This is a genomic window from Gordonia hydrophobica NBRC 16057, assembly GCF_001592365.1.
Lineage (GTDB): Bacteria > Actinomycetota > Actinomycetes > Mycobacteriales > Mycobacteriaceae > Gordonia > Gordonia hydrophobica.
In genome coordinates, this window is the sequence record NZ_BCWU01000001.1 from 380091 (window position 1) to 392724 (window position 12634).

The 12634-nt window shown below is 68.8% G+C and carries 12 protein-coding genes; 6 read left to right on the forward strand and 6 right to left on the reverse strand.

All coding sequences use genetic code 11. The features are described 5' to 3' along the window. The first annotated feature begins 111 nt into the window (after positions 1 to 111). The 3 genes from GH2_RS01875 to GH2_RS01885 all read left to right on the forward strand — a co-directional run bounded on the left by GH2_RS01875 (position 112) and on the right by GH2_RS01885 (position 2422). A complete protein-coding gene (locus GH2_RS01875; RefSeq protein WP_066162309.1) occupies positions 112 to 321 on the forward strand; it encodes a CsbD family protein in 210 nt (69 codons plus the stop codon). Between the two features lie 123 nt (positions 322 to 444). Beyond that, entirely contained in the window at positions 445 to 1494 is a 1050-nt protein-coding gene (lplAB, locus tag GH2_RS01880; RefSeq protein ID WP_066162312.1) for a lipoate-protein ligase LplAB, read from the forward strand. Between the two features lie 178 nt (positions 1495 to 1672). Beyond that, the gene (locus GH2_RS01885; protein ID WP_066162315.1) at positions 1673 to 2422 is read left to right on the forward strand and encodes an enoyl-CoA hydratase-related protein; all 750 of its coding nucleotides are present in this window, start codon (positions 1673 to 1675) and stop codon (positions 2420 to 2422) included. Between the two features lie 22 nt (positions 2423 to 2444). On the opposite strand, the gene GH2_RS21530 is transcribed toward GH2_RS01885, so the two are convergent. After that, entirely contained in the window at positions 2445 to 2894 is a 450-nt protein-coding gene (locus GH2_RS21530; RefSeq protein WP_157085966.1) for a hypothetical protein, read from the reverse strand. Positions 2895 to 3214: 320 nt separating this feature from the next. Here GH2_RS21530 and GH2_RS01895 point away from each other — a divergent pair, with 320 nt between their 5' ends. Further along, positions 3215 to 3607, forward strand: a complete 393-nt coding sequence (locus tag GH2_RS01895) for a DUF4189 domain-containing protein (RefSeq protein ID WP_066162321.1) — start codon at positions 3215 to 3217, stop codon at positions 3605 to 3607. Positions 3608 to 3682: 75 nt separating this feature from the next. Here the strand turns inward: GH2_RS01895 and GH2_RS01900 are convergent, their stop codons facing one another. Beyond that, entirely contained in the window at positions 3683 to 4303 is a 621-nt protein-coding gene (locus GH2_RS01900; RefSeq protein ID WP_066163263.1) for a TM7S3/TM198-like domain-containing protein, read from the reverse strand. A gap of 148 nt (positions 4304 to 4451) precedes the next feature. Here GH2_RS01900 and GH2_RS01905 point away from each other — a divergent pair, with 148 nt between their 5' ends. After that, positions 4452 to 5417, forward strand: a complete 966-nt coding sequence (locus GH2_RS01905) for a serine hydrolase family protein (RefSeq protein ID WP_157085967.1) — start codon at positions 4452 to 4454, stop codon at positions 5415 to 5417. Between the two features lie 26 nt (positions 5418 to 5443). On the opposite strand, the gene GH2_RS01910 is transcribed toward GH2_RS01905, so the two are convergent. Then, complete coding sequence (locus tag GH2_RS01910; protein WP_066162328.1) at positions 5444 to 7141, reverse strand: CocE/NonD family hydrolase; 1698 nt, start codon at positions 7139 to 7141, stop codon at positions 5444 to 5446. 222 nt (positions 7142 to 7363) lie between these two features. On the opposite strand from GH2_RS01910, the gene GH2_RS01915 reads away from it, so the two are divergent. Then, positions 7364 to 7999, forward strand: coding sequence for a TetR/AcrR family transcriptional regulator (locus GH2_RS01915; RefSeq protein WP_066163265.1), 636 nt, complete (start codon positions 7364 to 7366; stop codon positions 7997 to 7999). Between the two features lie 3 nt (positions 8000 to 8002). Here GH2_RS01915 and GH2_RS01920 read toward each other — a convergent pair whose 3' ends face one another. The 3 genes from GH2_RS01920 to GH2_RS01930 are packed head-to-tail and all read right to left on the reverse strand — an operon-like array spanning position 8003 to position 12556. Further along, positions 8003 to 9319, reverse strand: a complete 1317-nt coding sequence (locus GH2_RS01920) for a PucR family transcriptional regulator (RefSeq protein WP_066162333.1) — start codon at positions 9317 to 9319, stop codon at positions 8003 to 8005. After that, positions 9316 to 10740 carry a phytoene desaturase family protein gene (locus tag GH2_RS01925; protein WP_066162336.1) on the reverse strand — a complete coding sequence of 475 codons (1425 nt, stop codon included), beginning with the start codon at positions 10738 to 10740 and terminating at the stop codon, positions 9316 to 9318. Before GH2_RS01925 ends, GH2_RS01920 begins: the two co-directional genes overlap by 4 nt. 4 nt (positions 10741 to 10744) lie before the next feature. Then, positions 10745 to 12556, reverse strand: coding sequence for a DUF3556 domain-containing protein (locus GH2_RS01930; RefSeq protein ID WP_066162339.1), 1812 nt, complete (start codon positions 12554 to 12556; stop codon positions 10745 to 10747). Positions 12557 to 12634: the final 78 nt, after the last annotated feature.

Below are 12634 nucleotides of genomic sequence, written 5' to 3' on the forward strand. Positions count from 1 at the left end.
TGATAGGTCGCGCTGGTCCCGCGACGCCGGTACCGTCGACCATGTCGTCTTAACAGGTGACTTGCAAGCGAAACGGGCTAGAACAAACCGAAGATTCTAGGAGGAGGACCGATGAGCTTTACCGACGATGCACGGAACAAGGCCGACGACCTGAAGGGGCGCGCCAAGGAGGCGGCTGGGGCCGTCACCGGCGATGACGATCTCAAGACCGAGGGTCAGGCCGACCAGGCCGAGGCCGGTCTCAAGGGCAAGGTGACCGAAGCCGCCGACAAGCTCAAGGACGGCGTCGATTCGATCAAGGACAAACTGACCGGACACTGATCCGAACCGTTCGCGGCCCATCGCTCTCAGAGCGGTGGGCCGCTTCGCGTCAGGGGCTACTCCAGCAGCCGCGGACGTCGTCGTCGGCGGGCCAGGCGCCGCCGCGTCGCTACCCTGGACCCCGTGCACGGTGAATACAAGGTCCCCGGCGGCAAACTCGTGGTGGTCGACGTGGAGGCGCACGGCGGTGCGCTGACTTCCGTCGCGTTGTCCGGCGATTTCTTTCTGGAACCCGACGACGCACTCGAGACCATCACCGACGCCCTCGTCGGCGCCTCGGTGACCGCGTCGGCCGCGGATCTGGGGGAGCGGATCCACGCCGCGCTGTCCGACGAGGTGACGCTGGTCGGCTTCACTCCGACGTCGATCGGGGTCGCGGTCCGCCGCGCGCTCGGGCACGCGACCGGCTGGTACGACCACCAGTTCGACGTGATCGAACCGGTGGTGCTGGCGCCCGCGATGCACGTCGCGCTCGACGAGGTGATTCTGCGGGAGGTCGCTGCGGGAACTCGGCCGCCGACTCTGCGGTTCTGGGACTGGGACTCGCCGCTGGTGGTGATCGGCTCGTTTCAGTCGGTGCGCAACGAGGTGGACGAGGAGGCCGCGACCCGGCACGGCATCGGGATCGTGCGACGGATCTCCGGCGGCGGCGCGATGTTCATGGAGCCCGGCAACTGCATCACCTATTCGCTGGCGGTGCCGACGTCGCTGGTGGACGGTCTCAGCTTTGAGCAGTCGTACGAGTTCCTCGATCGCTGGGTGATGGGTGCGTTGGCCGACGTCGGCATCACCGCGCGGTATGTGCCGATCAACGACATCGTCTCCGAGCACGGCAAGATCGGCGGCGCTGCGCAGAAGCGGATCGTCGGTGGGGCGGTGCTGCATCACGTGACGATGTCGTACGACATCGATGCGGACAAGATGACCGAGGTCCTGCGGATCGGGCGGGAGAAGATCTCCGACAAGGGCATCACCAGTTCCGGTAAGCGCGTCGACCCGATGCGCTCGCAGACCGGCATGGCGCGCGCGGACATCATCGCCGCCTTCCTGGCACACTTCCGCGCTCGGTACACCACGCGGGACTCGGTGTACTCGGACGCCGAACTGATCGCGGCGCGCGCTTTGGTGGCGTCGAAGTTCAGCAGTGCGGACTGGACGTACCGGGTGCCGTAGGGGGACTGACTCGGGGCGGTACCGACCGGAAGTCGGACCAGATTCCCCGCACAGCGACGGCATAGCCGCTCACGCGGATGCCGTCGCTCTCCGGGGAATTCTGTCCGGTCGATGACGGGTACGGTCCATCTGTCACCGCAGTGCATCGCAGATCGTTGAACAGAATGGATGAACCACAATGCTGATCGATATGGACCGCCGCGGATCCGTCGCCGTGATCACCATGAATCGGCCCGAACGCCGCAATGCGTTCAACGCCGCGATGACGCAGGCGCTCGACGCTGCGTTGAACAGTTTCGAGGACGACGACTCGCTGCGGGCAGCGGTGCTGACCGGCGGCCGCGACTTCTTTTCTGCGGGCACCGATCTCGTCGAGTGGGCGGGTGAGCCCACCGAGCGCGGCGGTCCTTACGGCATCGCTGGGCGTGCGTTGCCGAAGCCGCTGGTGGCTGCGGTGGAAGGAGTCGCGGCCGGCGGCGGATTCGAGATCGCGTTGTCGGCGACGCTAATCGTGGCCTCGGAGACGGCGTCGTTCTCGTTGCCGGAGGTGAAACTGGGACTGATTGCGGAATGCGGAGGCATCTTCCGCGGCCCGCGCGCCCTTCCGCTCAACCTCGCTCGCGAGATGCTGCTCACCGGAAGCCCGCTGAGCGCCGCGCGTGCGTTCGACCTCGGGATGGTCAACCGACTCGCCCCGCAGGGCGCGGTCCTCGAGGAGGCGATCCGGTTGGCAGAGGAGATCGCCGAGCGTGCGCCGGTGGCCGTCGCGGAAACGCTGCATGCGCTCGAGGCACTGTTCACCGAGCAGAACCAGCAGGGGTGGGAGCTGACGCAGGCCGCCAAGACCGTCGCCCGCGCGTCCGCGGACGCAGGCGAAGGAGTGGCGGCGTTCCGGGAACGACGCGCACCGCAGTGGCGAGGCCACTGACGGACGCGCCGTCCCCGGACCGTCAACCGTGGCGCAGGCCCGACCCTGGAATCCCCGACGGGATCATGGTGACCCACAGGCGTTTCGGGCGAGACTTGGCCGCGGTGCTGCCGCCGGTGCGGCCGCGGAACTCGGCGCTGCAGTCGTCGCAGAACTTCCGTGGGCTGACGGCGGTCCAGCAGGTTTTACGGCAGCGTTCGCACCGGAAATGGATCCGCGGCGCGAGTGGCCGCCCCGCCCGGGAGGCGCGGGTCCGTCCGGTGCCGCGGTGCGCGGAAGACGACGCCGCCTTGCGCGTCGCGGCTGAGGACTTCGCCGTCGTCCGCGCGGGCGAGGACTTCCGACGTTTCGTCGACGCCGACGACGCTGCTGCCTTCGGCCGTGGGCGCGGTCCCCACAGCGCCTCGCGATCAGCGATGAGACCGGTGAGGATCCGGCGGTCGCGGGCAGTGAGTTGATCCGGCAAGCCCACGCCCCGGATGGTGACGATCCGTTCGCAGAGGGCACGATACCGGGCGTACTTCGGGTGGCGGGGGGTCGTTCGGTCCGACGGCGGTCGTCATCATGGGAGCCTCCTCTAGTCCGGGCGAACAATGGAAGTACCCCGGAACATAGCGGACGCCTCGGACATTTCCGGTCGAGCGCGAAGCTGCCAGGCATCGCGGCGCGGGCGGGTGCTCGTCCTACCGAGTCCATGAGCAGTGACGATGTGCGCACCTCGACCGTCATTCGTTCGGTAGATTCGGGGCCGACGGCGTCGAATCTGAGCAGAAGCTGAGTACTGTTCATCGCATGAAACTCCGCCAATTCCTCGCAGCGTTCGCCATCGTCGGCGCGCTCGCCACCGTGGGCACCGCGCTTCCCGGTGTCACTCCGACCGCCGAGGCCGCGCCGGGCGGGTACTGGGGCGCCATCTCCTGGAACTACGAGGGCCGCACGTCGTACGCCGTGAACTACGGTTCCGAGCGCGCGGCGCTTCACGCGGCCAAGAGGCGCTGCGGGTCGCGCTGCGGCTGGTTCACCTTCTACCGCTCGTGCGGCGCGGTGGCGTACAAGTTCGGCGCCTACCGCACCCGCGTCGGCACCGCCCGCGGTTACCCGACGCGCGCCAGCGCGCAGCGCGCCGCCAAGCGCAAGGCGGGACCCGGATCGCACGTCCGGGGCTGGGCCTGCACCTCGCGCTGACACTCCACCGACCGACGACGGCCGACCGCACCCCGCGGTCGGCCGTCTTGTGTGATCATCCGGTGAACGCCGGAATCACCACTGCGCCTGCAAGTCCCGGTCCGCGCCCAGCATCCGCGCCTGCGCGACGATCCCGGCGATCACCAGCGCCACGTACGCGAGATACCACCACCAGTCGTCGCCGATGGTGGAGGTGATGGCGGCGCGCGTGAAGTCGCTGGTCTCGATGGTGCCGACCAACAGCATCACACCGCCGACGATCGCGGTGGATCCGCCGAGCGCGCTGAAGACGATGAGCAGCAGAGCGGGCAGGTTCAGCATGATCGCCGCGACGGCGAGCAGGATGCCGACGATCACGCCGACCAGGATCACCACCCAGTTCCACGTGACGCCGAGCGCCACCATCAGCGCGGTGCCGAGCGCGAACCCGATCGACGCCATCGCGAGGGTCACCGCGACCGCGTAATAGAGGTACGCGATGAACGCGAACAGCAATGCGCCGACGATGCCGATGATCCAGCCGAGCGCCGTGGACAGATACCCGTCGCCGGTGAGCGCGGAGACGATGCCCGCGCCGAGGTTGAAGCCGACGAACGCACCCCAGATCGCGATCACCACGCGCATGGCGACCACGCCGCGGAAGCAGAACAGGGCGCCGATGACGATGGCGAGAAGACCGATCAGAATGCTGGGCATGGAGTCAGCGTAGGCCCGAGGTGCGGTGCGACGCGCGCGGTTCACCGGAGGTACATGCGCGGACCGCTTGTTCGGTAGGCCGTGTATGCCGGAGTATCGGAGGCGACGGCGTCACGTCGACGCGACGCCGAGATGAAAGCAGGTGATCGTGGCGCATTCGGGACGAGTCCGGTGGCGCGCTCTGGGCGCGCTCGCCGCCCTCGTCGTCCTGTGCGTCCCGGCAGTGCTGATCGCGGCGCGCGGTGCGCGGGCGGTGGTCTCGACCTCGGTCGCCGATGCAGGCACCACCCTCGACGACGTCGAATCCTGGGCGACGGCCCGGCACGCGAGCGTCTCGCTGACAGTGGTGGACCGGGCGCGTCCCGGACGCGTCGGCCTGCACCAGGATCGGCCGGTGCTGACCGCGTCGGTCGCGAAACTGTTCATCGCCTCGCAGCTGGCGTTCCTCGACGCGACGGGCGTGCGGCGGGCGTCGTCGTCCGACGACATGCTGCTGGGGCGCATGCTGTCGGCGTCGGACGACTCCGCCGCGACCCTGCTCTGGCAGCAGCTGGGCGGTCCGGCGCTGATCGGTGAGGTCGCACGCCGGTACCGACTCACCGACACCGTGCCGCCAGCGATGCCGGAACGGTGGTGGGACACCCACACCACCGTCTCCGACGTCGCGACGTTCTATGCGCAGTTGCTCGACGAACGCGACGCCGCACGACGCGCGGCCCCTGCGGGAGCGGTACCCACGCCGTCGTGGGCCGATCGGATCCTCGGCCCGCTGCACGCCTGGACCGACGTCGGCGCCGACGGATACGACCAGCAGTTCGGGCTGCCGGCGGCATTCGGCCGCGACCGACTGAGCGCGGTGAAACAGGGCTGGATGTGCTGCGTCGACGCGCGGTGGAACCACATCACGACCGGTGTCTTCGGTCCGGACGATCGGTACATCGTCGTCGTGCACGTGGCCGAGGACGTGCAGTACCCGAGTGCGGTGACGGACCTGCCGTTCACGTCAGCGGGGATCGACCTCGCCGACGAGAGCGCGGCGCATGCGCGGGAGACGGTGACCGGGGTGGTGCGGGCGCTGTTCCCCGACATGGTCGGCGGTGACGGCGAACAGTAATCGGGGCTCAGATCCGACCGAACCGCTCAGACTCGACCGGGGCGGCTGGGCGCATTCCAGAGGCTGCCCGGCGCGGGGGCGGCCGTCGGGATGTCGTACGGCGTCCGCCGGAGCCGCAGCAGCGACGGGGTGGCGGCGTCGTGGTGAATGCGCAGACGTCCCTGGGCGGGATTAGCGTCGAACTTCCACACCCCCATGGCGCTGGGCCGATACAGCCAGATCCGCAGCGCGCTGCCGCGTCGGAAGGCGTGCGCGAAGGCGGGGATCGGGACCCGGCAGGCGACGAGGTGGCCGGGGCGGACGGGCTGCGGCGTCGTGTGCTGGAGGAAGGGCTCCAGGAGGGTGGACTGTTCCGGATCCAGCGCGCGATTCGACAGGCGCAGCAGCCCGGACTGGACGTAGGTCTCGTTGCCCTCGGGGTCGACGTGCGTGAGGATCACCTGCAGGTCGGCATCGGAGTCGTCGACGCTGACGTGCAGGTCGAGGCTCGCGGGACCGAAGACGAGGTGATCGTCCTCGAACGGTGCCGTCGAGTAGGCCAGGGTCGACGCCGGCGGGGTGCTCCGACGCCAACCGTCGTGAAAGTTGAACAGATCGACTTTGGGGGCGCGGGGCAGCTCCTGATAGGCGCTCGCGGGCTCCCCGGGATCGGCGACCGCCGACGAGAGGGCGCCGTCGCGGCGGAGATTCAGCGTCCACACCTGGTCGTCGCTCTGGTCGGTGGCGGGCACGTCGTAGACGAAGCCCGGCACAGTGGAGCCGTTGCCTTTCCGGTTCATCTCACCGAAGCCGTAGTGGCCGGTATCGGGGCCGTCGGCCGCGGTGTCGAACCAGATGCGCGCGTGCGGTGTCGCTTCGAAACCGTTCTCCTCGCCTTTGACGTAGTGGTCGAAGAACCGCAGGAGTTCGGCGCGGATGCTGGCGCTCACGTAGATGTCGTGTTTGCCGTTGGTGCCGATGGACCAGGTGGTCTCGGCGGGCAGGAGTTCGGCGAACGATCCGGGTCGCGGTCCGGTGGACATGTCCTGCCAGGCGTTGATGGCGAGCGTCGGAGCGGTGATGCGTCCGACGGCGTCGGTCAGCGAGTGCGCGAGGGTGTATGCGTCTTCGGTGCGATGCGCTCGAGTGACGACTCCCGGAGAGTCCGGGCCGGTGCGGGCGATACGCCGCAGGATGGTCTTGGCGGCCGGCCAGTCGCGGTCGACGATCGCGGAAGTCGCCGCGTAACCCCACGTGAGTTGGATGTAGCGCCACCAGGTCTGCGCGAAATTGTTGGGGACGCCGCCGGGAGATCCGCTGTCGCGCAAAGGGTCCACGACCACCATTCCCGGCGCGATCGCCGCCAGCGCCTGCGGGCGTTGCCCGGCGGTGCACAGCTGGCCGATGCCGCCCCACGACCAGTTGTACATCCCGATTCGGCCGGTGGACCAGGGCTGCTCGCTGATCCACTGCACGGCGGCGGCGCCGTCGGGTCCCCACTGGGACTGGAAGAGCTCGAAATCGCCGTCGGACGGTCCGGTGCCCCGCATGTTGACACCCACGAGCGCGTAGCCGTGCTCGAGCAGGGCGGTGTCGAGGTCGTGCGACATGGCGGTGGATCCGCGCCGGTAGCTCCAGCCGCCGATGCCGCCTGCGTCGTAGCCGTTGTAACTCATGAGCGTGGGGAAGGGGCCGCTTCCCACCGGGAACAGGGCCGAGTAGGCGAGGGCGGAGCCGTCGGCCATGGGGATGCGGCCGGTCTGTCGGTGGGAGAACGCCGGGCGGCGTCGAGCCTTTTCGGCCCTCGTTGGCTCCGTCGGTGTCTGGATCCCCGTGGATCTGTCGTTCATGTCGCCCTCTCGCGTCACTTCGGATCCGGCCCGGATCGACCAGCCGGTGGCGCAACGGTATCAACACATGTTGATAGAATCAACAGGTGTCGAGTGTGTGAGAATGTGGAGGTGAGCGTGAAACCAGGGATCGGGCGACGGAAGACCGTGCGGCCGTCAGGAGAGGATCGAGTCCGCGCCATCATGGCGACCGCGGAGCAACTGCTCGGGGAGCGGGCGTTCGCGGACATCTCGGTCGACGACCTCGCGCGCGGCGCGGGCATCTCCAGACCGACGTTCTACTTCTACTTCTCCTCGAAAGAAGAAGTGCTGTTCGCCCTCGCACAGCAGATCGTGGACGCGGCCAACGCCAACGTGGAGGAGATCGATCCGGCGGGGATGGCTGATCCCGCCGCGGTGTGGCGGGCGCGAATCGTGGCCTACTTCAATGCTTTCGGCGCACATCGATCCCTCACCGTGGCGCTGTCGGGGGTGCAGGGCTCCGTGCCCGAGCTGGATCAACGCTGGTCGGAAGTGGTGGAGGGCTGGGTGCGGACGACGGCGTCGAACATCGATGCCGAGCGTGCCCGCGGCGCCGCGCCCACCACCCTCCCGTCCCGTGATCTGGCGGTCGCGCTCCTCGGCGCCAACCAGGCGGCGATGCAGTCCGCGTTCATCGGCCGACAGCCCGCCCTGTCCGACGACACGGTGGTCGACACCCTGGTGCACGTGTGGCTCGGGACGATCTACTCCGAGGGCGTTGCGAACGGCTGACGGTCAGTTCAGGGGCGACCACGCGGTGCGTGGTTCCTCGGCGGTCAGCACGGCGCTGCCGAGCATGCGGCACGCTTCGAGGGCGAGTTGCGTATCGAGCGGCTTGTCGGTGAGGTGCCTGCCCAGCTGCTTCTCGGCCGCGGTGAGTCGGTACCGAATGGTGTTGCGGTGCAGCATGAGTTCGGACGCGGTGCGGGAGAAGTTGGAGCCCGACTTCAGAAACACCCGGACCGTCTCACGTTGACGAGCGGCGTCGTCGGTCTCCAGGGCGAGATCGCGCAAGGTCTGGCGGACCCAGTGCCGGGTGTCGACGAGGTCGTCGGCGAGCCGCGCGATCACCGGGACGCCGTCGTCGGCGTACGAGACGACGCGGGAGGCGTCGGTGCCGCCGACCCGAGCGATGGTGGCGACCTGATGCGCCCGGGCCAGGCTGGTGCGGAAGCCGTCCGCACCCGGGTCCGGCGTGCCGAAGGCGATCCGCGCACTGCCCTCGGCGTCGACGAGAGGACGGACGGCCTGGACGTCGACCGTGCGCCGCGTCGACCAGCCGAACCAGACGTCGGCCGCGTGCCGCCCCGTCGAGACCACCAGTGCTTCGCCGGGGACGGCGAGCGCCGCGCGGAGCCTCTCGATCACTCCGGAGAGGGCGACGGGCGGATGCGCGGGATCGGCGGTGTCGATCCAGACACAGCACGCGAGGTGGGGCTGCTGCAGCTCGTAGCCGGTGGCCGCCCGGAACTGCAGGGCGGGCACGTCGTCGCCGGCCAGGACCTGGGTCACGATCGCCTCGGTGGCCCGCGCCGCCCGCTCCCGCGACGAGCGCTGCTCCTCCTGATAGGTGGCGATGACCGACCGGGTGATCTCGTCGACGTACTGATAGGTCCAGCCGGCGAGGTGATGGTAGAGCTGCAGCTTCTCCTGCGGTTCGCAGTCCAGGCGGCGGACTTGATCGAAGATGTGGGCCAGCAGGTGGTTGGAGCCGACGTGGTAGGCCCGTCGCAACGACGCCTCGGGCACCCGCTGCTGCGCGAGGTCGACGGCGTAGCGGTGCGCGTCGGGAAGCGCCGGAAGGTCGGTGGCGTCCTTCCGCTCGGCGAGCAGATCGACGATCACCTCGACGTTGTCGACGACGCTCGCGTGCAGCGATGCGTGCATGTCGGCGATGTCGAGCTCGGCCATGTTCTGCTCGATCGCCGCGGTCATGCCCTCGCTGATGGCCGCGGTGTCGGTCTTCAGCCGGGCGCCGATCTGCGCGGTCAGCGCCGACAGTCGTTCCGGGTCCGGAGAACCCAGCATGCCGGGCGCGTAGTCGCCGCTCATCGACGGGTGCGAGCCAGATCGGTGAGGGCCGCGCGGGCGGCGTTCCATCCGGCCATCCCGTGGGCGCCTGCACCGGGCGGGGCCGACGCCGAGCACAGGTACGCTCCCGGCGCCCCGGTGAAATACGGGCGCAGCGTGACGCGCGGTCGGAACACCAGTTGGCGGGGAGTGCAGGCGCCGCCGACGATGTCGCCGGCGACGTAGTTGGCGTTGCTGCCCTCCAACCCGCGGACCGACTGAACATGCGTCGCGCGGATCCGTTGCCGGAAGCCCGGCGCAAAGCGCTCGATCTGCGCCGTGATGATCTCGGTGGCGTCGCCGCTCCAGCCGGCGGGGACGTGCGCATAGGTGTCGACCGGATGGACGCCGTCGACGGCCCGGTCGGGATCGGCCACCGACTGCTGTCCGACGAGGACGAACGGCCGGGCAGGCATGGTGCCGTCCCACACCGCGCGCTCGGCGGCCACCACCTCGTCGAGCGTGCCGCCGACATGCACGGTGGCGGCGCTCCGCGACGGTCGGTGCTCCCAGGGGATGCCGTCGTCGACGGCGAACGAGACCTGGAATGCGGCCGGTCCGTGCCGGAACCGTCGATACGCCTTGGAGATGCGCGGCGGCTGCGTGGCGCCCAGGATGTCGGCGGCGGCGCTTGGTGTGGTGTCCAACATCAGGATGTCGGGCCGGTCCAGGTCGCGGTGATCGCGGACCGTCACCCCGGTCTCGATGGCGCCGCCGTACGAGGTCAACAACGACGCCATCGCCCGCGTGATGGCGACCGACCCGCCCTGCGCCACCGGCCATCCCCACCGGTGCGCCGACGTCGCCATCGCGATCCCGATCGCCGACGACAGCGGGGTGGTCAGCGGATGGAAGGTGTGCGCGGCCGCGCCGGCGAACAGCGCCCGCGTCTCGGGGGTGCGCCACCGGCGGGCGAGCAGCGCCGCGGGCAGGGCCGCATAGGCGCCGAACCGGGCCAGCGCCAACGGATGTCGCGGCACGTGCACCATCGGTTGCAGGAACTCGTCGGCGATGGCCGGGAACCGGGGCGCGAGCGCGGCGAACATCCGACGGTACGACGCCCCGTCGTCCCCGAGGGCGTCGGCGGTCTGATCCACCGACTGCCACACTGCGGCGCCGCGGCCGTCGTCGAGCGGGTGCGTGTACTGAACCGGGGCGTGTCGCCACCGCAGTCCGTGCGCGGCGAGATCGAACTGCCGGCTGAACGCGTTGTCGACGGCGAGGGGATGGAAGCCCGAGCAGTGGTCGTGCAGCAGGCCGGGCAGGGTCACCTCGCCGGAGCGGGTGCCCCCGCCGATGGAGTCGGATGCTTCCAGGACGGTCACATCCACTCCATCGGCGGCGAGTGTCACGGCGGCAGCCAGACCGTTGGGTCCGCTGCCGACGACGACGGCTGTGGTCATGGCTTCAGCCTGCCATCACCGGGACCGTCGGGCGGTAGTTTCCCTCCGGCGCATACCCTTCGGCGCGCCAGGTGACCGTGTAGTCGATCGGTCCGTTGGGCAGCCACGGCTGGTCTTTGAGGGCGTCGGCCACGTAGTAGTGACCGCGTTCCACCACGCCGAGCGCCGCGTCGATGACCTTGTACTCCAGGGTCTTCTTGTGCAGCGGTTGCGCCTCGGTCCAGACCGTCATCCACTCGCCGGGCTCGAAATTGCACCGCTTCTGGATTGCCGCGATGGTGTGCTCGTTGAAGAGGTGACCGTCGCCGAACTGCCAGCCGACGAAGAAGGTGCAGAGCATCTCACCCTCGCGGAAGCGGTAGTTGTCGAGGTCGTCGAGGTGATCCATCATCAGCGACATGTGCCCGCGCCCCTGCGAGTTCATCAGCCGGAACGCGGTGGTCTTCTGCAGGAAGATCTCCGCGGCTTCCGGGCCGAAGAGGCTCGCGAGCTGGTGTCGCTGCGAGGTGATCTCGGTGACGAAATCGGGGTTGTCGAGCTTGTTCTCGCAGTCGTTGGTCCGGAACGCCATCGTCGCCGACGCCCAGTTGCCCGCGTACTGACGCATGGAGATCAGGAACGAGATCAGGTCGGGGCGGAAGTTGCCCAGGATCGGGAGGATGAGGGTCGCGGCGAATGCGCCGATGACCACCCAGACGTTGGTCGCATCCCACAGGGCGTAGCCGTCGCCCGCGAAGAAGCCGAGGAACACGAACGGCGAGAGGAAGACGTAGAAGATGTTCCACTCCTGCGGCATGGCGAGCGCGAACATCGAGTAGATGAACAGGTGGAAGCACATCATGAACACCGCGGCCAGCACGGCGACGACCCAGTTGGTCGTGAACAACAGCACCAGCGGCACCGCGAACTCGACGATCGTGCCCATCACGTGGGCGGCGAACCAGGACAGGCGCGACGGATGCAGATCCTCGGGGGCGTTGCGGTAGAGCGCGTGGCGGAGCTTCTTGGACCGATTCAGAGGCGCGTTCGCCAGCATCGTCTGCACGGTGGGGGTGAAGTGCGGGCCGATCTTCGAGAGGAAGGCGCCCCACCAGACGGCGAAGATCGCGATCTTGGAGACCAGGATCATGTCGACGTGACCGGTGCCGTACACGGTGAGGACGCCGAAGGCCAGCAGGGTGACCGAGTACTGCTCGGGGCGCGCGGCCAGGAAGGCGACGCGGTCGCGCAGGCCCAGCAGCACCTGGAAGGCGATGTAGGCGATGAACGGCCACATCGACACCAGTCCAGGTTCACTGTAGGCGGCGGCGGTCTGCTCGCCGGGCATCAGGAGACCGGCCAGCGCCGAGCCGAGCATCGCCAGGTACAGCACGACGTCGACGGCCTTGCGCTCGTCACCCTTGGTGAAGGGGATCTTGCCGGGCCACGGCGGCAGTCGCAGCGTGCCGGTGCGGATCCAGTAGCGGTAGCCCGCGGTGTTGGGTTTGAACTTGAATGCGAGCGGTCCCCACGACTCGTTGAATCCGGTGGCCGACCACAGGACGGTCCAGAACATGGCCTTCTGCAGGACGATCACCTCGCCCCACCAGGCGCCGAGATCGAGCAGCGGCAGGCCCGGGGTGGTGAGGCCGATGATCAGCCAGCCGCCGAGGATGAAGAACAGACCCTTCACCAGGTACAGCGAGTGCATGATCTTGGGGGCGCCGAATCCGTAGTCGACCCAGTGCTGACAGAGCAGTTTCATTCGTTCCATCGTCGGGATGGATTCGAACTTCGCGGGGTCGACGTCGGGGACGTCGGCTTGTAAGAAGCCCATGGCACAACTCCTTCGGTTACGTGCGGGTGGAGGTTGACGGGGGAGATCTCGGGTACGGGACAGCGCGCGTCGGCCGGG

Excerpts from the sequence above, each read along its gene's own strand:
- GH2_RS01875 (WP_066162309.1), top strand. The coding sequence starts at position 112 with ATGAGCTTTACCGACGATGCACGGAACAAGGCCGACGACCTGAAGGGG.
- GH2_RS01885 (WP_066162315.1), top strand. The coding sequence starts at position 1,673 with ATGCTGATCGATATGGACCGCCGCGGATCCGTCGCCGTGATCACCATG.
- GH2_RS01895 (WP_066162321.1), top strand. The coding sequence starts at position 3,215 with ATGAAACTCCGCCAATTCCTCGCAGCGTTCGCCATCGTCGGCGCGCTC.
- GH2_RS01900 (WP_066163263.1), bottom strand. The coding sequence starts at position 4,303 with ATGCCCAGCATTCTGATCGGTCTTCTCGCCATCGTCATCGGCGCCCTG.
- GH2_RS01910 (WP_066162328.1), bottom strand. The coding sequence starts at position 7,141 with ATGGCCGACGGCTCCGCCCTCGCCTACTCGGCCCTGTTCCCGGTGGGA.
- GH2_RS01920 (WP_066162333.1), bottom strand. The coding sequence starts at position 9,319 with ATGAGCGGCGACTACGCGCCCGGCATGCTGGGTTCTCCGGACCCGGAA.
- GH2_RS01925 (WP_066162336.1), bottom strand. The coding sequence starts at position 10,740 with ATGACCACAGCCGTCGTCGTCGGCAGCGGACCCAACGGTCTGGCTGCC.
- GH2_RS01930 (WP_066162339.1), bottom strand. The coding sequence starts at position 12,556 with ATGGGCTTCTTACAAGCCGACGTCCCCGACGTCGACCCCGCGAAGTTC.